The 21,740-nt window shown below is 64.4% G+C and carries 21 protein-coding genes and 1 pseudogene; 12 read left to right on the top strand and 10 right to left on the bottom strand.

Annotation, left to right across the window (positions count from 1 at the left end):
- Window positions 1-88: 88 nt before the first annotated feature.
- The 3 genes from ftsL to mraZ all read right to left on the bottom strand — a co-directional run bounded on the left by ftsL (window position 89) and on the right by mraZ (window position 2,134).
- Entirely contained in the window at window positions 89-442 is a 354-nt protein-coding gene (ftsL, locus tag AC6I1W_RS06665) for a cell division protein FtsL (RefSeq protein ID WP_036976532.1), read from the bottom strand.
- Between the two features lie 107 nt (window positions 443-549).
- The gene (rsmH, locus tag AC6I1W_RS06660; RefSeq protein WP_065673930.1) at window positions 550-1,563 is read right to left on the bottom strand and encodes a 16S rRNA (cytosine(1402)-N(4))-methyltransferase RsmH; all 1,014 of its coding nucleotides are present in this window, start codon (window positions 1,561-1,563) and stop codon (window positions 550-552) included.
- 142 nt (window positions 1,564-1,705) lie between these two features.
- On the bottom strand, window positions 1,706-2,134 hold the full coding sequence (gene mraZ, locus AC6I1W_RS06655; RefSeq protein WP_015583001.1) for a division/cell wall cluster transcriptional repressor MraZ: 429 nt from the start codon (window positions 2,132-2,134) through the stop codon (window positions 1,706-1,708).
- 279 nt (window positions 2,135-2,413) lie between these two features.
- Between mraZ and AC6I1W_RS06650 the strand changes: the two genes are divergently transcribed.
- The 3 genes from AC6I1W_RS06650 to AC6I1W_RS06640 are packed head-to-tail and all read left to right on the top strand — an operon-like array spanning window position 2,414 to window position 6,896.
- Complete coding sequence (locus AC6I1W_RS06650; RefSeq protein ID WP_416241588.1) at window positions 2,414-3,457, top strand: AAA family ATPase; 1,044 nt, start codon at window positions 2,414-2,416, stop codon at window positions 3,455-3,457.
- On the top strand, window positions 3,454-4,680 hold the full coding sequence (locus AC6I1W_RS06645; RefSeq protein ID WP_270235780.1) for a DUF58 domain-containing protein: 1,227 nt from the start codon (window positions 3,454-3,456) through the stop codon (window positions 4,678-4,680). The genes AC6I1W_RS06650 and AC6I1W_RS06645 overlap by 4 nt, the downstream gene beginning before the upstream one ends.
- Window positions 4,677-6,896 carry a transglutaminase TgpA family protein gene (locus AC6I1W_RS06640; protein WP_117189293.1) on the top strand — a complete coding sequence of 740 codons (2,220 nt, stop codon included), beginning with the start codon at window positions 4,677-4,679 and terminating at the stop codon, window positions 6,894-6,896. The genes AC6I1W_RS06645 and AC6I1W_RS06640 overlap by 4 nt, the downstream gene beginning before the upstream one ends.
- Before the next feature lie 26 nt (window positions 6,897-6,922).
- Here AC6I1W_RS06640 and AC6I1W_RS06635 read toward each other — a convergent pair whose 3' ends face one another.
- Window positions 6,923-7,354: a DUF3040 domain-containing protein gene (locus AC6I1W_RS06635; protein ID WP_065673926.1), complete on the bottom strand. Its 432-nt coding sequence runs from the start codon at window positions 7,352-7,354 to the stop codon at window positions 6,923-6,925.
- A gap of 125 nt (window positions 7,355-7,479) precedes the next feature.
- Here AC6I1W_RS06635 and gcvT point away from each other — a divergent pair, with 125 nt between their 5' ends.
- Genes gcvT through gcvP form a run of 3 tightly spaced genes read left to right on the top strand, consistent with a single transcriptional unit; the run spans window position 7,480 to window position 12,001 of the window.
- Complete coding sequence (gcvT, locus tag AC6I1W_RS06630; RefSeq protein ID WP_117189294.1) at window positions 7,480-8,595, top strand: glycine cleavage system aminomethyltransferase GcvT; 1,116 nt, start codon at window positions 7,480-7,482, stop codon at window positions 8,593-8,595.
- 44 nt (window positions 8,596-8,639) lie between these two features.
- Window positions 8,640-9,011, top strand: coding sequence for a glycine cleavage system protein GcvH (gene gcvH, locus AC6I1W_RS06625; RefSeq protein ID WP_065673924.1), 372 nt, complete (start codon window positions 8,640-8,642; stop codon window positions 9,009-9,011).
- Complete coding sequence (gene gcvP / locus AC6I1W_RS06620) at window positions 9,011-12,001, top strand: aminomethyl-transferring glycine dehydrogenase (protein ID WP_270235773.1); 2,991 nt, start codon at window positions 9,011-9,013, stop codon at window positions 11,999-12,001. Before gcvH ends, gcvP begins: the two co-directional genes overlap by 1 nt.
- A 110-nt stretch (window positions 12,002-12,111) precedes the next feature.
- Here the strand turns inward: gcvP and AC6I1W_RS06615 are convergent.
- The 3 genes and pseudogenes from AC6I1W_RS06615 to cmtR all read right to left on the bottom strand — a co-directional run.
- Window positions 12,112-12,498: pseudogene (locus AC6I1W_RS06615) on the bottom strand (FadR/GntR family transcriptional regulator); the annotation flags it as partial.
- A gap of 151 nt (window positions 12,499-12,649) precedes the next feature.
- Entirely contained in the window at window positions 12,650-13,252 is a 603-nt protein-coding gene (locus AC6I1W_RS06610; protein WP_016667307.1) for a cadmium resistance transporter, read from the bottom strand.
- Window positions 13,249-13,608: a Cd(II)/Pb(II)-sensing metalloregulatory transcriptional regulator CmtR gene (gene cmtR / locus AC6I1W_RS06605; protein ID WP_065673922.1), complete on the bottom strand. Its 360-nt coding sequence runs from the start codon at window positions 13,606-13,608 to the stop codon at window positions 13,249-13,251. Before cmtR ends, AC6I1W_RS06610 begins: the two co-directional genes overlap by 4 nt.
- Window positions 13,609-13,801: 193 nt before the next feature.
- Here cmtR and AC6I1W_RS06600 point away from each other — a divergent pair, with 193 nt between their 5' ends.
- The 3 genes from AC6I1W_RS06600 to AC6I1W_RS06590 are packed head-to-tail and all read left to right on the top strand — an operon-like array spanning window position 13,802 to window position 16,099.
- On the top strand, window positions 13,802-14,398 hold the full coding sequence (locus AC6I1W_RS06600) for a recombinase family protein (RefSeq protein ID WP_117189296.1): 597 nt from the start codon (window positions 13,802-13,804) through the stop codon (window positions 14,396-14,398).
- 7 nt (window positions 14,399-14,405) lie between these two features.
- Entirely contained in the window at window positions 14,406-15,803 is a 1,398-nt protein-coding gene (locus AC6I1W_RS06595) for a TnsB C-terminal domain-containing protein (RefSeq protein ID WP_270235765.1), read from the top strand.
- Entirely contained in the window at window positions 15,800-16,099 is a 300-nt protein-coding gene (locus tag AC6I1W_RS06590) for a hypothetical protein (RefSeq protein WP_249361227.1), read from the top strand. The genes AC6I1W_RS06595 and AC6I1W_RS06590 overlap by 4 nt, the downstream gene beginning before the upstream one ends.
- Before the next feature lie 202 nt (window positions 16,100-16,301).
- Here the strand turns inward: AC6I1W_RS06590 and AC6I1W_RS06585 are convergent, their stop codons facing one another.
- Window positions 16,302-16,991 carry a FadR/GntR family transcriptional regulator gene (locus AC6I1W_RS06585; protein ID WP_117189297.1) on the bottom strand — a complete coding sequence of 230 codons (690 nt, stop codon included), beginning with the start codon at window positions 16,989-16,991 and terminating at the stop codon, window positions 16,302-16,304.
- A 157-nt stretch (window positions 16,992-17,148) separates the two neighbouring features.
- Here AC6I1W_RS06585 and AC6I1W_RS06580 point away from each other — a divergent pair, with 157 nt between their 5' ends.
- On the top strand, window positions 17,149-17,673 hold the full coding sequence (locus tag AC6I1W_RS06580; RefSeq protein ID WP_270235759.1) for a gluconokinase: 525 nt from the start codon (window positions 17,149-17,151) through the stop codon (window positions 17,671-17,673).
- Between the two features lie 31 nt (window positions 17,674-17,704).
- On the top strand, window positions 17,705-19,075 hold the full coding sequence (locus AC6I1W_RS06575; protein ID WP_065673920.1) for a GntT/GntP/DsdX family permease: 1,371 nt from the start codon (window positions 17,705-17,707) through the stop codon (window positions 19,073-19,075).
- Window positions 19,076-19,148: 73 nt separating this feature from the next.
- Here the strand turns inward: AC6I1W_RS06575 and AC6I1W_RS06570 are convergent, their stop codons facing one another.
- Window positions 19,149-19,607: an Hsp20/alpha crystallin family protein gene (locus AC6I1W_RS06570; protein WP_004811828.1), complete on the bottom strand. Its 459-nt coding sequence runs from the start codon at window positions 19,605-19,607 to the stop codon at window positions 19,149-19,151.
- A gap of 120 nt (window positions 19,608-19,727) precedes the next feature.
- The gene (locus tag AC6I1W_RS06565) at window positions 19,728-20,456 is read right to left on the bottom strand and encodes an alpha/beta fold hydrolase (protein ID WP_117189298.1); all 729 of its coding nucleotides are present in this window, start codon (window positions 20,454-20,456) and stop codon (window positions 19,728-19,730) included.
- 50 nt (window positions 20,457-20,506) lie between these two features.
- Between AC6I1W_RS06565 and AC6I1W_RS06560 the strand changes: the two genes are divergently transcribed.
- Complete coding sequence (locus AC6I1W_RS06560; RefSeq protein ID WP_117189299.1) at window positions 20,507-21,673, top strand: carotenoid dehydrogenase; 1,167 nt, start codon at window positions 20,507-20,509, stop codon at window positions 21,671-21,673.
- The last annotated feature ends 67 nt before the right edge of the window (window positions 21,674-21,740 follow it).

Below are 21,740 nucleotides of genomic sequence, written 5' to 3'. Positions count from 1 at the left end.
GGGCGCGATGGCGCGGATCCACGCCCGGGCGCAGGCGGTCGGGCGGAACCGGGACGCCGGGTCGGACCCGTGGAACGCCGGAAATCGCTCACGGCTGACCCAGCTCTGGCTTGGCCGTCTCACCGATGAGTCCTGGTGCTTCCTTGCCGTCAACCCTCGTCTGGGTTCCCATCACCTTGCCAGTGCGCAGATCAATGTAAGAGCCGTAGGGATTCGGCCTCATGCCGAGCTTCTTGGCCTCTTCCTGCAGGTTTTGCGGTCCTCGCAAGTGATCGACCTCAGCCCCGAGCACGGCCTGCTGGTGCTGCAGGACGTTGAGATTGCGCGTCTCCTGGGCAATCTGCATGGACTGTGCCTGGATTGTGGTGTTGAGCACCAGGAGACCGGCCAACCCGGCAGCCAGCATGACGACGATGAGGATGGCGAAGCCGAGCCGTCCCATCCTCTGCTGCTGAACCCGCCGTGGCAGGGCTCGCAGCACCGGACGTAGCGGGGCGGTACGCGCTGCGGCAACCTTGGCCGGGTGGGGACGCGGTGCTGGTTCGGCGCTCATCGGCTCTCCTTCGTCGCATGCTGAGAACTAACGAATCCAGGACGGACCCGCTCAATGACCCGCAACCGTGCTGACGCGGATCGTGGATTCGTGGACACCTCGTCGGCGTCAGGACGTTCAGCTCCTCGAGTGACAGGGCTGAACTTGGCTGCCATTGACTCCGGGACCATCGGCAGACCCGCTGGCGCGGTGTCGGCGCAAGCGTCCCGGAAGACTTCCTTGACTGGCCGATCCTCCAGGGAGTGGTAAGCGAGAACTGCCATCCGGCCGCCGACGGCGAGCCGGTCGAGTGCTCGGGGAAGTACCGCTGGAAGGGTCTCCATCTCGCGGTTGACGGCAATACGCAGTGCCTGAAAGGTGCGCTTGGCGGGATGCCCCGAGCGCTTGTGCCGAACAGCGGCGGGGATCGCCTCGGTGATGATGTCGACGAGGCGTCCGGAGGTCTCAATGGGTTGACGATCCCGCTCTGCGACAATGGCCCGCACGATGCGATCGGCGAACTTCTCCTCGCCGTACTCGCGCAGGATCCGCACCAGGTCGCCTGGGGCGGATGCGTTGACGATCTCGGCGGCAGTACGTCCACCGGACTGGTCCATGCGCATGTCCAGCCGGGAATCGACGGAGTATGAGAACCCGCGGCCCACCTCGTCGATCTGCAGGGAGGACAGCCCCAGATCGAGCAGCACCGAATTCACGTGCCCCAGCCCAAGGTCATCGAGGACTTCGGGGAGCTCGTCATGGACGGCATGGACGAGATGGACGCGATCCCCGAACGGCTCGAGTCGCGCACCCGCCATGGCCAGGGCCTGCTTATCCCGGTCGATACCGACGAGCCGCACGTGAGGAAACTGTTTCAGAACAGCTTCGGCGTGACCTCCCATACCAAGGGTGCCATCAAGGTGAACGGGGTTCTCGCCCTCGAGGGCTGGGGAGAGAAGGTCGAGAATGCGGGTGCGCATGACAGGGATGTGAACGGCATCGCCGGCAATGGCATCGGTCGCCATGAGCATCCCCTCCCCGGCATGGTCTGCCAGCAACGTCTTCGACCGGTGTCGACGACCCGTGGTCCGGGGTTCCGTTCCGGCTGGACCACCTGGCACAGGGGAAGTTGTGTCAGGGGGCCCGGTCGGACCGGAGCCGCGGATCACGCGATCACTGTTCGGCGAAGACCTCCTCGTTCATGTCGGCGAAGATCTCCTCCTGGGCTTCGGAGTACTTCTCCCACTCGGTGGCGTCCCACACCTCGACACGGGTGATCGCACCCACCACGACGATCTCCTTGTCGAGACCGGCGTAGCGCCTCAGCATCGACGGAATCATGACCCGCCCTTGCTTGTCCGGAGTGGTGTCACTGGCACCGGCTGCCAACATGCGCTGGTAGTCACGAACTTTCTTGACACTCACCGAACCCTTAGCGATCTCCCGGGTCGTCTCCACGAAGGTTTCGGTCGGGTAGATCGCCAGACACCTGTCCTGGCCTCTGGTGATGACCAACCCGTCGTCCAACTCGTCGCGGAACTTCGCCGGTAGGAAGAAGCGGCCTTTTTCGTCGAGCTTTGGAGTGTGCGTACCCAGGAACACCGGGCACCTCCTTGCTCCACGATCGGGGCGATCTCCTCCACTTGCCTCCACCATACTCCACAATGCTCCACTAAGTCACCATCCCAACTCCTCGACCTCCACTTCCCACCACTCCCACCGCGTGATGACGCGGTGAAGTGGGTGTCAGAAATGTCAATGTGAGTCCGAGAAAGTCGTTCGCCCCTGTTTGGAGGACCGCGACAGCGAGAGGGGCATCACCGTCAGAAGGCCCGGATAGCATGGGCTCCGGCCACTGCCGTGCACGCAAGGAGGATTCCGTTGAGCCACGAAGAACTGCAGCCGGTCCATCCGGCCCATGCCCAACCCCTCGGCGACGTCGCAGCCCCAACAGCGACGATTGACGACGTGGTGGCCGCCACGAATGCCATCCGCTCGGCTGTGGCCGGGGTCATCGAGGGCAAGGACGGACGCATCGACACCGCCCTCGTGGTGCTGCTCGCCCAAGGCCATCTCCTGGTGGAGGACGTACCCGGCGTCGGCAAGACGATGCTTGCCTGTGCGCTCGGCCGCGCCATTGACTGCACCGTGCACCGCATCCAGTTCACTCCGGACCTGCTGCCCTCCGACATCACCGGCGTCAGTGTCTATGACCAGGAGAAGAGGGAGTTCGTCTTCAAACCCGGAGGAATCTTCGCCAACATCGTCGTCGGTGACGAGATCAACCGGGCCTCCCCCAAGACCCAGTCCGCTCTCCTCGAGGCGATGGCCGAGCGTCAGGTCTCGGCGGATGGTCAGACTCACGTCCTTGACGCCCCCTTCATGGTGGTGGCCACCCAGAACCCCCTCGAGATGGAGGGCACCTACCGCCTGCCGGAGGCTCAGCGAGACCGCTTCATGGCCCGCATCACCATGGGCTACCCGACTCGCCCCGCCGAGCTCGCCATGCTCGAACACCACGGTGCAGCCTCACCTCTCGACGAGGTCACCCCGGTCACCGACGCCGTGACGGTTCGGGGTCTCATCTCGGCTGTTCTCGGAGTCCACGTGGCAACCGACATCCATGAGTACGTCCTGGACATTGTCGCTGCGACCCGCAGTCACGAATCCATTCGGTTGGGGGCGTCTCCACGCGCGGCCCTCCACCTGGTTCGGGCCTGTCGCGCTCGCGCTGCCATGAATGGTCGTGACTACGTCATTCCTGACGACGTCCAGGCCCTCGCCGCCCTGGTCCTGGCTCACCGTCTGGTGCTCTCAGGACGCAGCGGGGTTGCGAGCCACGACACTGCTCGAGCAGCCGAGTCCCTCGTCAACTCAATCATGCGTCAGGTGCCGTTGCCCGAGCGAACCCATCAGGACCGATGAATTTCCCGTCGGCGTCGAACTCCCCTCGCCGCTGGGGGATTCTCACCGCAAGGGGTCGTGCCGTCGGAATCGTCGGCATCGTCCTGGCGGTCATCGGCTTGAGCATTGATCAACGGGACCTGGCCCGGATCGGCATACTCCTCATCCTGCTGCCCTTGGTCGCCATTGCTGTCGTGGCATGGTTTTGTCCACGGGTCCGAACCGCGCGGAGTCTGGCTCCGGTGCAGATACCGTTGGGGTCCGAGGCCGTCGAGACGGTGACGGTGGAGCGTCGTGGAGGATTGCCGCTGGGAGCGGCACGATTCACTGACACTCTGCCCGCCGCCCTGGGCCAGGCTCGGTGGTCAGCCGGAATGATTCAGACGCTCGTCGTGCCCACCACTCGTGGCCGATTCACCATCGGGCCCGTCATGATGCGTACCGTCGACCCCTTCGGCATGGCCTGTCGCCACTCCGACCTCGGGGAGACAGCGGAAGTCGTCGTGACACCGAGAATCGTCAATCTGGGCACTTCTGGAGAGCTCGGTAGCCAGGGCTTCGCCGCCAGATCCTCCGCCGTCAATGCCGGTAGGCGTGGTCCCGACGACGCCATGGTGCGCGATTGGCACACCGGGGACTCGGTGCGACGTATCCACTGGCGATCCACGGCACACCGCGGCGACCTCATGGTTCGTCGTGAGGAGCAGGCCTGGAATCCGTCGGTGGTGGTCGTGCTGGACTCCCGCGCTCATCACCACGCCGGCACCGGCCCCAACGCCTCCTTCGAGTGGGCCGTCAACTCAGTGGCGTCCATAGCCGCTCGGCTCAAGACGGACGGATACGTCACTCACGTCTGCGATTCGTCCGGTCCTCTCACCGGTGATCTCCTCGAGGCACTCGTCGACGAACCGCTACGTCCCGACATCACTCTTGATGAGGCGGTCGAATCCTGCCGTGGAATTGACGGCCCAGCCATCGCGATCCTCGGCAGGCTGGAATCGGCTGACGTCGCAGATCTCGTGGACCTGAGACGAGACCGCGTTGCTGGACTCGCTCTTGTCCTCGACGCCGACACCTTCACGGCCCGGCGGTTCCGAGGAACCGTCGAGCAGGCCGCGGAACACGAACGAGCCCTGACCGAGCTGTCCGACGCCGGGTGGACGGTTGTCCCCGTCAATTCCCGCACCTCCGTCGAGACAGCATGGCGCCAGCTGCTCCACGACGGGAGGACGGCTATCTCATGAGCAATCCACGTCGCGCTACCCAGCCTGAATCCCGGCTCTCGGAATTCCTCGGACCGGTCGAGCAGCCACCCGAGTACTCCCACGGGGTGGCGATCCATCTTGCGGTCGCGCTAGCCATGATTCTGGCAACCCTGTCGCTGTCGGGTCTCACCGCCGACCCCTGGTACTGGGTCGGACCGACGGCCATCATCGTCGTCATCGAAGCCGTAGCCCTGCTGTGCCGACGTCATCGTTGGGACCACGCCGAGGTGCAAGGCGTACAAGCCGTCCTCGTCCTCGTCATCGCCGCCGTGATGGGAGGAATCTGCGCATCCACTGCCGGTTCGTCAGGCAGTTTCCCGTTCAACTTCCTGCATCTCTACCGAGACACCATCACCCTCATCCAGACAACCGACGGCCCGCTGCCTCCGTCGATCGGCGTCATCTGGTTGGTGACGACAGTGGTCGGCGTCCTCACCGTCGTGACGGATCTGCTCACCATCACCTTGGAGAGCCCGGGCTGGTCCCTCGCCCCGCTGTTGGCAACACATCTCCCCGCTGTCCTGACAGCCACCAGCGACGCCCCGTGGTGGAGTTTCACCTTGGTCGCAGGCAGCTGGCTCCTCATCCTCGCCGTCGATCACGCACTGCGCGACGGCGGCCGACTGACCGGACCGTCAGCGGTCATCGTCGGAGCCATCACCATCGCCCTCGCGACGGTTCTCGCGACCATCGCCCCGGTGTGGGGCCACGTCGACCTGGCTCGCCCGTCAGGAGCCTCCTCGGCCCCGGTGCACATGAGTGATCCCACCATCGATCTGCGCCGCAACCTCCACAACAAGTCAACGGCATCGGTGATCGACTACATCACCAACAGTCGTGACGGCGAGTACCTGCGCATGACCTCTCTGCCCAAGATGACGGATCGAGGGTGGGGACTCGTCCCGGTCAACCTGGAGCACTCTGCTCCCGGAAAGGTTCCGGGACTGACCGGTCATTCGCAGACCCGCACCGTCGACGTCACCGTCAACGGCTTCTCATCGCAGTACCTTCCGGCTCCTTACGGTCCGATCGATGCTGACGTCGACCAGACCTGGGCCTGGGACCCCGACAGTCTGACGATCGTCTCGACCTCTGCCGATCGCGACCACGCGACTGACGACATGCAGTACAGCATCTCCGCCGAGGAGCCGGACCCTGATCCAGCGACCTTCGACGAGGCGAAGGCCGGCATTCCTGACGGCACGGTCTACACCGATGTCCCGGACGCAGCGCCTACTGACATCAAGGAGCTGACACACCGAATCGTCAGGGGGAAGACCGCCCCGGTGGCCAAGGCCATCGCCATCCAGAACTGGTTACGTGACGACTCCCGGTTCCATTACGACATCAACGCCCCCGAGGGTAATGGCTTCCAGGTGCTCGAGACCTTCTTGCTGCGGACCCACCGGGGATACTGCATTCACTTCGCCGCGTCGATGGCTCTCATGGCCCGCATCGAGGGGATTCCATCACGGGTTTCCATCGGATTCCTCCCCGGGAGTCACAAGGGCGACAGCTGGAAGGTGCGTGCCAACCAGATGCACGCGTGGCCGGAACTGTACTTCCAGGACTACGGATGGGTGAGGTTCGAGCCGACTGCCGCGGTGGCCCCGGCACCGGCCTGGACCCGTAAGGCCGCAGCCACACAGTCTCCCACTCCGACCCCGTCGACCAGCCCGACTCCCTCGGCCCAGTCATCCGCATCGACGTCATCGACGCCGCCTCCCACGGCGTCCAGCACCCCGACAGCGTCGAGCAGCCCGATTCCCGTCAGCAGCACTGAACACGGCGGCGTTAACTGGCCGCTCCTCCTCGGAGCGCTGATCGTCCTGCTCCTGCTCGTCCTGCCGATGCTCACCCGCATCCTCATCTCGCGACGCCGAATCTCGAGCGGGTCGGCAGCCGACACCTGGCAGGAGCTACGCGGACTGTGGATTGACCATGGATTGCCCTGGCCCGATGGCACGCCTCGCCACCAGGCGACCGCCTTGACCCAGGACATGGACGAGTCCACTGCGCAGGCGGTGAATCGGCTGGCCTTGGCCGAGGAAAGGGACCGCTGGTCGGGCAGGGAAGGTCGTTACGACTCGATGGCTTCCGACCTCATGACGGCCAAGGACTGGCTCGGAAAGATGCACACCCCCAAACCACACTGGTTGGCTGTCTGGATGCCGACATCCCTCTTCATGAGGTGAGAATCACCACGGCTGACGACCGCGTCTCATCGCGACTGACGTCGACGCCACCTCTCCTCCATCCGAGCGGTGAAGGAGTCCGGATTGCTCTCACGGCCCCCACCACGCGGCCGAATGCCATTGCTGCCCGGCATCGTGCCTTGGCCCGTGGACAGCAGAATTCCGACCGCAACGGCCATGATCACGAAACCGACGACGGCGAGGAGGCCACTGCTCATCACGACCCCGCCGACGACCCCTGCCAGACCCAGCACCATCATGCCTGAGCCAAGGAGGATCTGACGGCGACGGGCTTGACGATGCCGTCTCCGCCGCTGCTCCAGGGCATCCCCGGCGGGATGGGGACGACGGGTCGCCGAGGCCTTCCGCGAGAACGATCGGGCAAAGTCAGGATCGTCGGTGGACAGATATTCCTCGAGCTCGGCAAGGCGCCGCTGCTCCTCTGCTGACAAGGGCATCTCGAACTCCTACCTGACCTGCCACGGAGCTTGCGGGGTGAACTCCTTCGTACGTCACCAAGTCTACTTCCTCAGTTCTGGCTGCGGGCAAGCACGCGGTCCCGCGTCATGCCATACTTCCAAGCATGACCACGCTTCGACGTACACCACTGGCGGCCGTATACGAGAGTCTCGGAGCATCCTTCACCGATTTCGCGGGCTGGGACATGCCCGTGCGGTACTCCTCAGACCTGGCTGAACACCACGCCGTCCGCAAGAATGCCGGCATCTTCGACCTGTCTCACATGGGCGAGATCAGGGTCTCCGGGCCCGATGCCGGGGCAGCTCTCGACTACGCCCTGGCAGGCAAACTCTCAGCCGTCGCGGAGGGCCGCGCGAAATACTCCCTCATGCTCACCGAGGACGGGGGCGTCGTCGATGATCTCGTGACCTACCACCTGCCTGACGGTGATTATCTCGTCGTTGCCAACGCTGCCAACACCGAAACCGATCTGACCGAGTTCTCCAAGAGGTGTGCCAGCTTCGACGTCACCGTCTCCGACGAGTCAGCTCAGACGGCCCTCGTCGCAGTGCAGGGACCCAAAGCCGTCGAGATCGTGCTGGCGACCCTGGCGAAGGCCGACACCACCCTCGATTCCGACGAGGTCCGCGACGTCAAGTACTACCGCTGCCTGACCGGACAGCTCGACGGCTCCCCCACGCTCGTCGCCCGTACTGGATACACCGGTGAGGACGGTTACGAGCTTTATGTACCGGCCGAGGCCGCCGAACACCTCTGGAATCTTCTCATGGAGGCCGGCGGCGATGACCTCACCCCGTGTGGGCTCGCCTGTCGCGACACCCTGCGTCTGGAAGCCGGCATGCCCCTCTACGGGCATGAGCTGGGAATCGACATCCATCCCTCCCAGGTCGGCCTTGGGCGAGTCGTCAACTTCAAGAAGGAGGGTGACTTCGTCGGTCGCTCTGCCCTCGAGAACCGCGAGACGACTGATGACCGTGTTCTCGTCGGTCTGGCTGGCGAGGGACGGCGCGCGGCGCGCGCTGGCTACGCCGTCATGAATGAGGGCAAGGAGGTCGGGTCCATCACCTCCGGCATCCTCTCCCCCACCCTGGGCCACCCGATCGCAATGGCTTTCGTAGATCCCGGTGTCGCCGCGGTTGGCACTTCGCTCAGCGTCGACGTGCGAGGCAAGGCCCTCGACGTCACCGTCGTCGAGCTGCCCTTCTACAAGCGTTCCTGACACCGTCCACCAACCCGCCCCCAGACAACCCTTTAGGAGCAGACATGGAACTGTCCGATCTCAAGTACTCCGCCGAGCACGAGTGGGTCGCCGTTGACGGCGACACCGTAACCGTCGGCATCACCGACTACGCCGCCGAGGCCTTGGGCGACGTCGTCTTCGTCGACATTCCCGAGGCCGGCAGCGAGGTCCAGGCCGGATCGGCCATCGGCGAGGTCGAGTCCACCAAATCGGTATCAGACCTCTTCAGCCCGGTGTCCGGTACCGTCTCCGAGGTCAACGAGGCCATCTCCGACTCGCCCGAACTCGTCAACTCTGACCCCTTCGGCCAAGGATGGCTGTTCAAGGTCTCCGGCGGACAGCTCGCCGATGAACTCATGGACCGCGACGCCTACCTCAAGCTCACCACCAAGTGATGACGATGACAGACCACGCTGGGGATCGGCGCGGCCTCGAGGGGCCGCGCCCCTTCTCGAGCCGCCACGTCGGATCCGTTGTCGAGGACCTGCGTCACATCGCCGAGACGGTCGGTGTGACCAGCTGCGAACAGATCGTTCGCGACGCCATCCCGGCTTCCGTCCTCAACTCCGACAGGAATGGCTCCTCCGTCCACACCCCGAGTCTGCCGCCCGCCGCCGATGAGGCAACCGCCCGGGCCGAGCTCGTTGACATCGCAAAGGGTAACCGTGTCACCCGCGCCCTCATCGGACGTGGCTACTACGGAACCCTGACCCCGCCGGTCATCCGTCGAAACATCCTGGAGAACCCCTCCTGGTACACCGCCTACACCCCGTACCAGCCGGAAATCTCCCAGGGTCGTCTCGAGGTCCTGACGATCTACCAGCAGCTCATCACAGATCTCACCGGTCTGGCTCTGGCGAACTCCTCTTTGCTCGACGAGGCCACTGCGGCCTCCGAGGGAATGCTGTTGGCCCGCCGCGCGTCCCGCAAGGTGAAGTCCAACCGTTTCCTCGTCCACACCCACGTCTTCGACCAGGTTCGAGACGTCGTCCTCGGACATGCTGAGGCGGCGGGCATTGAGGTCGTCGAGACGGACCTGCGCAACCCGGAATCCTGGCGACCCGAGGTCGAGGCTGGCTGTTTCGGCGTGCTGGCCCCCTACCCGGACAGCACTGGTGCACTGTGGAACCCCTCCGAGGTTTTCGAGGCCGTCCATCAGGCTGGCGGTATCGCCATCGCCGAGTGCGACGTACTGGCCCTGACCCTCATGACTCCTCCCGGAGAACTCGGCGCAGACGTCGCCGTTGGTTCCTCGCAGCGCTTCGGAGTTCCGATGGGCAATGGCGGACCGCACGCGGCATTCATGTCGGTGCGCACTGGCCTGGAGCGTCAGATCCCCGGACGTCTGGTGGGTGTTTCCACGGATGCCGACGGCAATCCTGCCTACCGTCTGGCCCTCCAGACTCGCGAGCAGCACATCAGGCGCGACAAGGCCACCAGCAACATCTGTACTGCCCAGGTGCTCCTTGCCGTCGTCGCTGCCGCCTTCGCCATCTGGCACGGTCCGAAGGGACTCACCCGGATCGCCACGCAGGTACGAGATCGCGCTCAGCAGCTCGCCTCGGCCCTGCGTGCCGGTGGTCTCGACCTCTCAAACGAGCTGTTCTTCGACACCATCCGCATCACCGCCAAGGGTGGTGCCAAGAAGCTGTGGAACAGAGCACGTGAAGGCGGATACACCCTCGATCTCGTCGACGAGGACACCGTCCAGATCGCCGTGGACGAGACGGTCACTCCTGACGAGCTGCGCGAGCTCGCCCAACTGCTGGGCGGCGACAGCGACAGCCTCGAGTCACCGACGGACGACATCTGGCCGGAGGATCTGCGCCGCACGACCGACTTCATGACTCACCCGGTATTCTCGAGCTACCACACCGAGACCGCCATGATGCGTTACCTCAAGAGGTTGGCAGATCGTGACTACGGCCTGGACCGCGGCATGATTCCGCTCGGCTCGTGCACCATGAAGCTCAACGCGGCAGCCGAGATGGATGCCATGACCTGGCCGGCATTCGGCCAGATGCATCCGTTCGCTCCGGTGGAGGACCAGGCCGGAAGCCTGCGACTCATCCGTGACCTGGAGATCTGGCTCGCCGAACTCACCGGCTACGACACCGTCTCCCTGCAGCCCAACGCGGGTTCCCAGGGTGAGTACACCGGTCTGGCAGCTATTCGTGGCTATCACCTGTCCCGCGGGGACACCGAGCGCAATGTGTGCCTCGTCCCGGCCTCGGCACACGGCACCAACGCTGCGTCGGCGGCTCTGGCCGGTCTCAAGGTCGTCGTCGTCAAGTCCAATGACGATGGCACCATCGACCGGGACGACCTGGCTGCCAAGATCGCCGAGAACGAGGGTCGCGTCGCCGCGATCATGATCACCTACCCGTCGACCCACGGCGTCTACGAGGACGGTGTGCGTCAGGTCTGTGACATGGTCCACCAGGCCGGCGGACAGGTCTACATCGACGGGGCGAACTTCAACGCCCTGGTCGGATGGGGACAGTTCGGCCGCATCGGCGGCGACGTGAGTCACCTCAACCTGCACAAGACCTTCGCCATCCCCCATGGTGGCGGCGGTCCTGGTGTTGGTCCGGTGGCGGCCAAGGCACACCTGGCTCCGTTCCTGCCAGGTCACCCGCTCAACCCGCGCAACGAGCACCCACTCAATGGCGGAGGGTCGGTGACCCATGACGGTCACGCGGTGTCCGCAGCCCCCTATGGATCGGTGTCAGTTCTGCCCATCTCCTGGGCGTACCTGCGACTCATGGGTCTCGAGGGCCTGCAGTTCGCGACGGAGGTGGCAGTCCTCAACGCCAACTACATCGCGCATCGTGTTCAGGACAAGATCCCGGTCCTCTACACCGGCCAGAACGGTTACGTGGCTCATGAGTGCATCCTCGATCTGCGCCCGCTGACGGCCGAGACGGGTATCACCGTTGACGACGTCGCCAAGCGTCTCATCGACTACGGTTTCCACGCCCCGACGATGAGCTTCCCGGTTGCCGGAACCCTCATGGTCGAGCCGACCGAGTCGGAGGACCTCGCCGAGCTGGACCGCTTCTGCGACGCGATGCTAGCGATTGTGGAGGAGGCTCGAATGGTGCAATCAGGTCACTGGCCTGCCGACGACAACCCGCTCGTCAATGCTCCGCATCCGGCCGCCCGCCTAGTGGCCGTCGAGTGGAACCATCCTTACTCTCGCGAGTTGGGCTGCTATCCCGGCATGCGTCTGGGCGTGCAGCGCGATCAGGAACGCGGGCTGGACGTCAGCGCCTTCACCCGGATCCAGGCCAAGTACTGGCCTCCGGTGGGCCGAGTCGACAACACCTACGGAGACCGCCACCTGGTGTGCACCTGTCCGCCTCCCGAGGCATTTGAGGACTGATTCGTCGGAGGACCGATCAGAATCACAACTGGCCGGGGCCCGATCCGTGTGGATCGGGCCCCGGCCAGTTGCTCGTCAGGGTGCGGAGCAGCCTCGCGGCTCGGGGTGGGTCAGAAAGCTGCCTGCGAGATGACCCTGCCACTCCCCAGGACGAGGGCGCGGGTGGCACGCTCGGCAGCGTCGAGATCGCTCATCGTGATGGCATCGAGAATGTCACGATGCTGGACCAGGTTGGCGCGATCCTCCTCGGTCAGCTCTCGGTCCTCGTACTGCTCAGCAAGGTACCTGAGCATCATCGGGACGTGAGCGACATACAACGGATTGCGAGTCGCCGCGAGAAGGCCACGGTGGAAAACATGGTCGTGATGGGCGAGGCCCTTGGAATCACCATTACGAATGGCCTCTGTCATGCCGGACACGGCGTCCTGCAACAACTTGAGGTCGGCCCCGTCAGCACGTTCGGCCGCGAGTCGAGCCGCAGTGGGTTCCAGCGCAATATGTGGCTTCGTTCGCTTGGTGGCGGGGTTTTTGCAGCGCTCCGTGGCGGTCTTGTTGCCGCGATCACGCAGGACTGGCTGCAGGTAGGTGTCGCGGTCTGAACCGAGAGGGGTGCGCCCGGTCGGGGCCGTTTGGATCGCTGCCGCTACGTCAGAGTCCGAAGGCTCCGCCGCTGACGAGGATCACGATGCCGAGGCCGATGAGAACGATGGGGAAAAGGATGTGCTCCCAGCGTTCGAGCACTTCGGCGATCGGGGGGCGGGTGGCGACGAACTTTGCCAGGGCCACCAGGACCGCGACGAGCGCGAGGAAGACGATGCAGTAGGCGACTACTGCGAGAGGTTCCACGCTGAAGAAGACAGGGGTGTAGACGCCGATGTTGTCGCCGCCGTTGGCAAGGGTGACGCCTGCGACTGTCCACATGCCGACCTTCTTGCCGGCAACCTTGGCCTCGTCGTCATCGTCGTCACCGTCTCCGTGCCAGGCCTGCCATGCGGCCCAGAGGCCGAGGCCCAGGGGGATGAGACCGAAGTACGGGATGGCTGCCGAGGGCAGGAATGCTCCGGCACCGATGGTCACCAGGACCGCGGCACCGAGGATGCCGGCGAATCCGAGATACTGGCCGGCCAGAATGCGGGCGGTAGTGCCGCGCTGGCCTGCCCCTCGCGCGAAGAAGAGGGAGAGCACGATGATGTCGTCGATGTTGGTCGCTGCGAACAGGCCCATCGCCTGCAAGACCGAGGTGAGGATCATGCGCTCTCCCCAGCTGCGTCGCATCCGGGAAGCGAGCAGGCGGGATCGATGCACGGGGCGTCTTCGTCCACTGCCAGGGTGGCATCGACCAGTGCCGTCAGCGCCTGCGCCAGGTGCGAATCGGCGATCTCATATCGTGTCCGACGACCCTCGGGCTCGGAGACGACGATCCCGCAATCGCGCAGGCATGCCAGGTGGTTGGACACGTTCGGGCGTGTCAGGTCCAGATCTCGGGCCAGTTCCGCCGGATAAGCGGGATGGTCGAGCAGGGTCAAGATGATCCGGGATCGAGTGGGGTCGGCCAGTGCACGACCCAGGCGGTTCATCACGTCGAGACGCGAAGCAATAGTCAGCATGGACTGAACTATACAACGCGCACTGAACACTCGGTCACAGGCGTCAGCCCAGATCGCATGCCCGTAAGGGGAGCCCTCACCGGACACCACCGCTACTTATCGAGAGGAACGACGGCACGCCTGGCGGGCTGTCCCGTAAGACCCGTCCGGTGAACTGTCCGGTGAAGGGAGGCTATATGACACGCTGGGGAGCATGTCCCCCTTGAAGGTCGGCTATGCCCGAGTCTCCACCGACGAGCAGGACCTGACCGCGCAGCGTAACGGACTCGCGGCGTTCGGCGTCGATCCCAAGCGCATCTACGTCGATCACGGGCTCACGGGCCGCAACGCCGACCGTGAGGGCCTGCGGCAGGCGCTGGCTGCCTGTCGGGACGGCGATACGTTCGTGGTCACCAAGCTCGATCGGCTGGCGCGTTCAGTCCGTGGTGCCCACCAGATCGCCGACGACCTCGCGGCGCGGGAAGTGAAGCTGAGCATCGCCGGATCGGTGTACGACCCGACCGACCCGATGGGGAAACTGTTGTTCAACGTGCTGGCGATGGTCGCCGAGTTCGAAGCCGACCTCATCCGTGCCCGCACCCGCGAGGGGATGAAGGTCGCCAAGGCCACGGGCCGGCTGCGCGGGAAGTCACCGAAACTCACCCCCCGGCAAGAAGCTCACCTCCTCCAGCTACATGCTGCCGACGAGCACACCGGGGGCGAGCTGGCTGGACTGTTCAGCGTGGGCCGCTCCACGGTCTACCGCGCCCTTCAGCGCGCCGAGCGCGGGCGCGAGAACGCCTTGCAGTAGGTGCGTCGTGGACGCTCGAGCGCGGTGGCGAATCCCCAGGCTCCACGTCGAGGACCAGGTGCCCCTCGCGCGCTTAGCTCGCGAGACCGATGTAGGGCTGCGGACCCTGGAGCGCTGGCACGCCCGCTACCGCGCCGACGGCTACGCCGGACTGGAGACAGCCTCACGAGCGGACACCGGCTCCCGCCGCCTTCCGCCCGACCTCGTCCACCTGATCCAGGGCCTGGCACTGAGCAAGCCGCGGCCGGCCATCGCCACCATCCACCGCAAAGTCACCGGCATCTGCGCCGCCCGGAGGTGGCCGGTCCCCTCCTACTCCGTGGTGTGGGACATCGTGCGGACCCTGGATCCCGGCATGGTCACCCTCGCCCTGGAGGGCGCAGCGTCCTACCGCGACAAGCACGAGCTGGTACTCCGCCGGCAAGCAGAGCTGCCCAACGCGATGTGGCAATCCGATCACACCATGCTCGACATCCTGGTGGTGGGCACCGACGGCAAGCCCGCACGGCCATGGCTGACAACGATCCTCGACGACTGCTCCCGGGCGGTCTGCGGCTACACAGTCTTCCTGGGCGCACCGTCGGCGATGAACACCGCCCTGGCGCTGCGCCAAGCGATCTGGCACAAGACCGACCCGGCCTGGCCGATGTGCGGCCTGCCCGACGTGCTCTACGTCGACCACGGCAGCGACTTCACCAGTGACCAGCTCGCCCACACCGCCATCGACCTCCACATCCGCCTGATCCACTCCACCGTCGCCCGACCCCAGGGACGGGGCAAGATCGAGCGGTTCTTCGGCACCATCAACACCGAGCTACTCGCCACCCTGCCCGGACACAACACCGAAGGGCACCCCTGGCCGACACCGAAACTGTCCCTGGCCGCCCTCGATAGCGCCCTGGAGGCGTTCGTGGCCACCTACAACGACCGCACGCACAGCGAGCTCGGAACCTCCCCGCGCAGCGCGTGGATTGCCGATGGCTGGCTGCCCCGAATGCCCAAGACCCTGGAAGACCTCGACAGACTGCTGTTGACCGTCGCCAAGACCCGCGTCGTGCGCCGCGATGGCATCCACTTCCAGGGCCTGCGCTACGTCTCGCCAACTCTGGCCGGCTACGTCGGACGCTCGGTCGTGATCCGCTACGACCCCCGCGACATCACCGAAATCCGCGTCTTCGATCACGACGAATTCGTCTGCAAGGCCGTCAACCAAGAACACCACGACCAGAAGGTCAGCCTCAAGGAGATCCAGGCCGCGCGCAACGGCCGCCGCCGAGCGCTGCGAGCCGGCATCAACGAACGCATCGCCCTCGTGGCCGCACCTACCGAGACACCACGGATCACCGAAGCACCGACTCCGGCGCCGAGGTCGGCGTTGAAGATCTACAAGGAGGACTTCAGGTGAGCCAGCGCTTCATCGTCACCAAGGAGCACCGCCGCTTCACCGAGTTCGCCGACGCCGTGCGCCGCGGGCACACTATCGGTTTGTGCTTCGGATCAGCCGGCGTAGGAGAGACACTCTCCGCGCGCCGCTACGCACACTACGAGAAGGCTCACGACCTGCTGACCTACTGGGGGCCGCGCTCCGACAACGACGCCAAGATCTACGCCGCCTTGAACCGGAGCCGCACCGTGCTCTACACCCCCAGCGTGCGCCCAAGCGGCTCGCGACCGATGAAGCGAGGAATTCCTGAGGCATGAAAGGAACGATAACGCATGTCTCCCAACACGGCCCGATTCCCCCTTGGGAAAGCTCACCAATTGGTATCGACAGTGCCGCGTAACAACGGTTTTCATCCCCTCATAAGATGTTTACACACATAGGATGTTTACACCCCGCCGACGCGGGATTTCTTCGAGCTGTGCCTTTCCTGAGATCCTTTGAGGTTTTTCGAGGCAGTGATCACCGCGAACTCATTGCCTGGTGAGCCTCCGCGACGATCTCCCTCATGGCGTCCGCAGCAGCCTCTGGATCATGGGCAGCAACCGCATCTGCAATGTTGCGATGGAATCCAATCGCCTCTTGTCTAGGCTCGAAGGGCATGAGGTGAGTACGTCCTTTCAGGACGGCGGCGACAATATTGACGTGAGAGGCGACGAGCGGATTGTGAGAAGCCTGAAGTAGAGCGGTGTGAAAACCTATGTCGCAGTGCAGATACTCGTCAAGATCACCATCAGCGGCGGCCGCGATCATCCCAGTGACGGCCAGAGACATCGTCGCCGATTCGTCTCGGGTAGCGCGCTTGGCGGCCAACTCGGCCGCCAGCGGCTCGACGGCCGACCTCAGCTCACTGATCCAGGTGATCTCCTCGTCCCTTCTGGGACCAGCCAGGAACCACTCAATGACGGCGGGGGAACTGACGTCCCACTCTGACTCATCCGTGACGACAATGCCAACCCGTCGCCGGGCACGCACCATGTGAAGGGCCTCGAGAAGCTTGACCGCTTCTCGGGTGACAGACCTGGAAACTCCGAATTCTGCGTCAAGTTCCTCGAGCCTCATCGCTGTTCCAGGAGCGACGTCGCCACTGACGATCCGAGCCCCGATGACGTTCGAGACCGTGATGGCCATAGAGGAATCTGACATGGCCACAACCCTAGCGATACCAACCCGCGCACACCTGGCACACAACGACGTCATGACCCTCTTTTCGGGATGTGATTTCAAACCCTAATTCCCTGTACAGATCTGATCTCAACGCGTACACTCGATGCCGTCAACGATGACCGAGACTTCCGAGGGGACCTTCATGAGCGTCATCCAATCGCGCCACCGCGTGCCACCAATCGTTGTCATGGGTGTGGCTGGAGCTGGCAAGACGGACATCGGAGCCATGCTCGCCACACGCCTGAACGTGGAATTCATGGACGGCGACGATCTCCATCCCCAGGCCAACATCGACAAGATGGCTTCTGGACACCCCCTCAGCGACGACGATCGGCGCCCCTGGTTGGCAAATATCGCCGCCTGGCTGGCAGAGCGCAGTAGTGACGGCGCTGTCGTGGCGTGCTCGGCTCTCAAGCGCATCTACCGCGATCAGCTGAGGCAAGCCTGCCTCGACCTCGTATTCGTCCACTTGGCAGGCGATCGGGAGGTCGTCATTGAACGGGTGAAGGCTCGGGCCGGCCACTTCATGCCAGCCAGCCTCGTTGACTCCCAGTACGCCACCCTCGAACCCCTCGCCGCCGACGAGGCCGGCATCACGCTCAATTTCGACGCTTCCCGAGAAGAACTCACCAACGAGGCAGCCGCCTGGCTGGCCAACCTCGACTGACATCACTACCCCCGGACTCAAGGAGGAGTCAATGCCCGTCATCCTCGAGACAACGGCCGGCACCGGCCAGTTGATCGCGGCAGCCATCATCGGCTTTGCCATCATCATCGCCCTCATCACCAAGTTCAAGCTCCACCCCTTCCTCTCCCTGACGATCGGCGCCCTGGCCGTCGGGGCGATCGCCCAGCTCTCCCTCGAAGAGATATTGGAGTCCTACTCCACGGGTGTGGGATCGACGGTGGCGTCAGTCGGCGTCCTCATCGCCCTCGGCGCGATCATCGGCAAGTTGCTCGCCGATTCCGGCGGCGCCGACGAAATCGTCGACACGCTGGTGTCCAAGGCATCCCCAGCCACCCTGCCGTGGGCGATGGCCCTCATCGGCGCCGTCATTGGCCTGCCGATGTTCTTCGAGATTGGCTTGGTGCTGCTCGTCCCCGTCATCCTGCTGGTGACTCGCCGGTCCAAGTTGCCCCTCATGAGGGTCGCCATCCCGGCCCTGGCCGGCCTGTCGACGATGCACGCCCTGGTTCCGCCGCACCCTGGCCCGTTGGCTGCCATCGGCCTGCTGAAGGCTGACCTCGGAGTGACTCTGGGTCTGGGCGTCCTCATCGCGATCCCGACGATCATCGTCGCCGGTCCGCTCTTCTCTCGCTTGGCTGCCCGCTGGGTACCCGTCGACGCCCCTGACCTCTTCCTCAATTCTGACGAAAACGGGCGGTCCGGCATCGCCCCCAGTCACCCGAAATTCTCGGTCACCCTCATGACGGTCCTGCTGCCCGTCATTCTCATGATGGGTAAGGCCCTCGCCGACATCTTCGCCGCGAAGGGCACCGTCATCCGTAACGCCCTGGACTTCCTCGGCCAGCCGATGTTCGCCCTGCTGCTGACGACCCTGCTGGCGATCTTCACCCTGGGCAAGACCTCGGGAATGGACAAGGAGGCCATCAGCGACTGCATCGGGGCCTCCCTCCCCCCGATCGCTGGCATCCTTCTCATCGTCGCTGCCGGCGGCGGTTTCAAGCAGGTCCTCGTCGACACCGGCATCGCCAAGCTGCTGGCCGCTGGCATCACCAGATCCTCCGTCTCCCCGCTGCTGATGGCTTGGCTGGTGGCCGTCGTCATTCGGTTGGCCACCGGTTCAGCAACAGTCGCAACGGTCACCGCCGCGGGCATCCTGGAGCCCGTGGCTGCCACGTTGCCGCCCACCCAGGCCGCCCTGCTGGTGCTCGCCATCGGCTGTGGTTCGGTCTTCTTCTCCCACGTCAATGACGCCGGCTTCTGGCTCATCAAGGAGTACTTCGGCATCTCCGTGGGCGAGAACATCAAGAGCTGGTCCCTCATGGAGACGGTGCTGTCGGTCTGTGGCCTGCTGCTCGTACTGCTGGTCTCCGTCATCATCTGACCACACCTGCGCGACAACACACGACGGCCGGCCCCCAACGCGGGAACCGGCCGTCGTGTCAGTCCTCGAGGACTCACTGCTCCTGATGATCACCCGAGCCGACCTGAGCCTGGTCGACCGCGGCGTCGATGGTGGTCGAGCCATGCTTAACCTCCACCTTGCGCGGCTTGGCAGCTTCGGCGACCGGGATCGTCAAGGTCAGCACACCATCGGTGTACTCGGCCGTGATCTGATCAGTGGCCAATCCATGCCCAAGGGTGAGCTGGCGGGCGAAGGTGCCCATGGCGCGCTCTCGGGAGAGCCACTGCACCTCCTGGGACACCTTGGCGGCGCGCTCGGCGCGGATGGTCAAGGTGCGATCGTCGACGTCGATGTCAATGGACGCCGGGTCCACTCCCGGAAGGTCCACAGCCACCATGTAGTTGTCGCCGTCTCGGTAAAGATCCATGGGAACCGCCACGGCCGCCGGCGTCCTGGTGACGTCGGAGAGCAGACGATCCATCTCACGGAACGGGTCAAAGGTACGAGCCATGTCAACACTCCTGTGGATTCAGCAGTTTCCTGCATCGACTCAGTCTGAGTCGCGATGACTCAAGTTTAACCATGAGTCACCCCGACTCAACAAGAGGGTTGCGTGTAGTTCGCTCAAGGCTCACATGTCCTGAACTCCGTTGTACCTTCGATTGATGTGTCGACCGTTAGTGAGGAAGGGAACTGCGACGTCGCAGAACTCGTCCCCCTTGGTGATGTGGGTGCGGTGACCTCCCTCAATGGTGGTCAATCGGGCATCCGGTAGAGCCTTCGCCACGTCCCGCAGCCTGTCCTGACGCAGGTATGACGACTTCCCTCCCCCGATGATGAGAACCGGCATCGCCATTCGGGCACATCCGTTCCACCACTGCGGATTGGGTTTGAGTAATTCGCGGCTGACCTTCCACACCATCTTGGGATCGAACCTCTTGCGGCCAGCCAGAGCCGCCACCTCCATGATCAGAGTGTCTACGTATCTCCTCATGGGCGGAGGATCCTGTCGAACCCGTCGCAGCACCGGCATGTCCTCCAGCAGCACGCGATCGAATCGTTCAGGCTGACGTTGGGCAACCATTGACGCCACCAAGGCCCCCAAGGAGTGGCCAACCAGGGCACACCTTTCGATCTTGCGGGCATCCATCTGCTCGATGATGTCGGTCGCGAAGGCCTCGAGAGGATAGTCAGTTCCCACTCCCCGACGAGTATCGATGGGCCCATGGCCCAGCAGAGACAACTGATGGACGGGAACTCTCTCGACATTGAATGCCAGCACCAACCCGCCCCAGGTGGTTGGCGAACTGGTGATTCCATGGACAGCGACGACAGGAAGATCCGTGTTCACCTCTGGCACGATACCTGCGACCGGTATTTCGACCCCACAACCACAGGAGGCACAAGCACATGGGAACGGTTCACATCCCCGGGGACGGACTCGTGGCTCTGGCCGCCGCCTTGAGATTGGCCCGGGTCGGACACGACGTCACCGTCGTCACCTCCTCACCGCGGTGGCGAGCTGACGCCGAACGTCCATTGGCGCCCGAGATTGGCGCCACCCTGGAGTTGCCCTCCGCATGGCGGGACCTCTTCGCAAAATCCGGACGCGCGATGGAGGCAGAACTGGCTGGGATCGGCATCGATCTGGTCGAAGAACCTGATCGCCACGTCCTGGCAGGAGATGAGACGGTGATGATGCCGACGGAACGGGGGGCGCAGATCCACACCGTCCGGGACCGTTACGGCGAGTGCATGGCGAACAAATGGCGTGAGGTCCTCGACCACGCCGATGACGTCTGGCAAGCTCGCCGTCGCAACGGAGTCGAGGACGCAGTGACCTCAAGACCCACCCCTCTCCCGGAGCCCATCCATGTCGATCTGTGCTCGCCTCTTGCCGAACTGTCCGCAGATGAGACCCAGCTCGCCGTCATGCGCGTCTTCGGATGCTGGAATCTCGTCGGCCCCCAGGGTCCCACCGACCTTCAGCCCTTGTTGGACCTCCTCGACCAGAGGCTGATCAGACGCGGAGTGAAAATCGATCCGGCCCCGACACCGACCCCGGATGCCATCATCGACACCATCCCCCCACCCCCTCGCCGTTCCTGGTGGCGTCGCGCACCTCGTCCCTGGTCATCCCCCACCGTCACCGTCACCACCAATGACGAGCGGCCCGCTCACGACAACATGGATCACAGGATGGAATGGCGGCCCGAGGGACTCGTCGAGACATGGACCTGGTGGGACGGCACCCAGACGCACCGGATCCGCCACGACCACACCCACCCGGTCGCCGACCCTGGTATGGGCACTGTGTGGTCGGCGTGGCGGGATCGTCCCCCCATGGCATGGAGTCTGCACGGATCAGTTCCAACCCTGCCCGCCTCCCCCGCCTCCCATGGCGGCCCGGAACCCTGGGCGCAACTGTTGACCGGGGCTCTGGCGGCCTATCTCACCCACGAACGTCTCACCGGAGAGGACATTCGCCCCACCAACAAGGCCATCGGTGCGGCGGGTCGTCCGCGGCGAGGGCGTGGTTCCACCAATGGGGCCTCCGCGCGTAAACTTGCCCGTTAGCCCCGCGACACCGAGTCCGAGGCAGACTCTCGTGAAGGACGACTTTGACCGAACACGGCACTTCGAC

The organism is Cutibacterium sp. KB22876 (assembly GCF_059728865.1).
This window is presented reverse-complemented; position numbering and strand designations above follow the sequence as displayed.

Coding starts and splice junctions, on each gene's coding strand:
- ftsL (WP_036976532.1), bottom strand. CDS start 442: ATGGGACGGCTCGGCTTCGCCATCCTCATCGTCGTCATGCTGGCTGCC.
- rsmH (WP_065673930.1), bottom strand. CDS start 1,563: ATGCTCATGGCGACCGATGCCATTGCCGGCGATGCCGTTCACATCCCT.
- AC6I1W_RS06645 (WP_270235780.1), top strand. CDS start 3,454: ATGAATTTCCCGTCGGCGTCGAACTCCCCTCGCCGCTGGGGGATTCTC.
- AC6I1W_RS06640 (WP_117189293.1), top strand. CDS start 4,677: ATGAGCAATCCACGTCGCGCTACCCAGCCTGAATCCCGGCTCTCGGAA.
- AC6I1W_RS06635 (WP_065673926.1), bottom strand. CDS start 7,354: ATGCCCTTGTCAGCAGAGGAGCAGCGGCGCCTTGCCGAGCTCGAGGAA.
- gcvT (WP_117189294.1), top strand. CDS start 7,480: ATGACCACGCTTCGACGTACACCACTGGCGGCCGTATACGAGAGTCTC.
- gcvH (WP_065673924.1), top strand. CDS start 8,640: ATGGAACTGTCCGATCTCAAGTACTCCGCCGAGCACGAGTGGGTCGCC.
- gcvP (WP_270235773.1), top strand. CDS start 9,011: ATGACGATGACAGACCACGCTGGGGATCGGCGCGGCCTCGAGGGGCCG.
- AC6I1W_RS06610 (WP_016667307.1), bottom strand. CDS start 13,252: ATGATCCTCACCTCGGTCTTGCAGGCGATGGGCCTGTTCGCAGCGACC.
- cmtR (WP_065673922.1), bottom strand. CDS start 13,608: ATGCTGACTATTGCTTCGCGTCTCGACGTGATGAACCGCCTGGGTCGT.
- AC6I1W_RS06600 (WP_117189296.1), top strand. CDS start 13,802: ATGTCCCCCTTGAAGGTCGGCTATGCCCGAGTCTCCACCGACGAGCAG.
- AC6I1W_RS06580 (WP_270235759.1), top strand. CDS start 17,149: ATGAGCGTCATCCAATCGCGCCACCGCGTGCCACCAATCGTTGTCATG.
- AC6I1W_RS06575 (WP_065673920.1), top strand. CDS start 17,705: ATGCCCGTCATCCTCGAGACAACGGCCGGCACCGGCCAGTTGATCGCG.
- AC6I1W_RS06570 (WP_004811828.1), bottom strand. CDS start 19,607: ATGGCTCGTACCTTTGACCCGTTCCGTGAGATGGATCGTCTGCTCTCC.
- AC6I1W_RS06560 (WP_117189299.1), top strand. CDS start 20,507: ATGGGAACGGTTCACATCCCCGGGGACGGACTCGTGGCTCTGGCCGCC.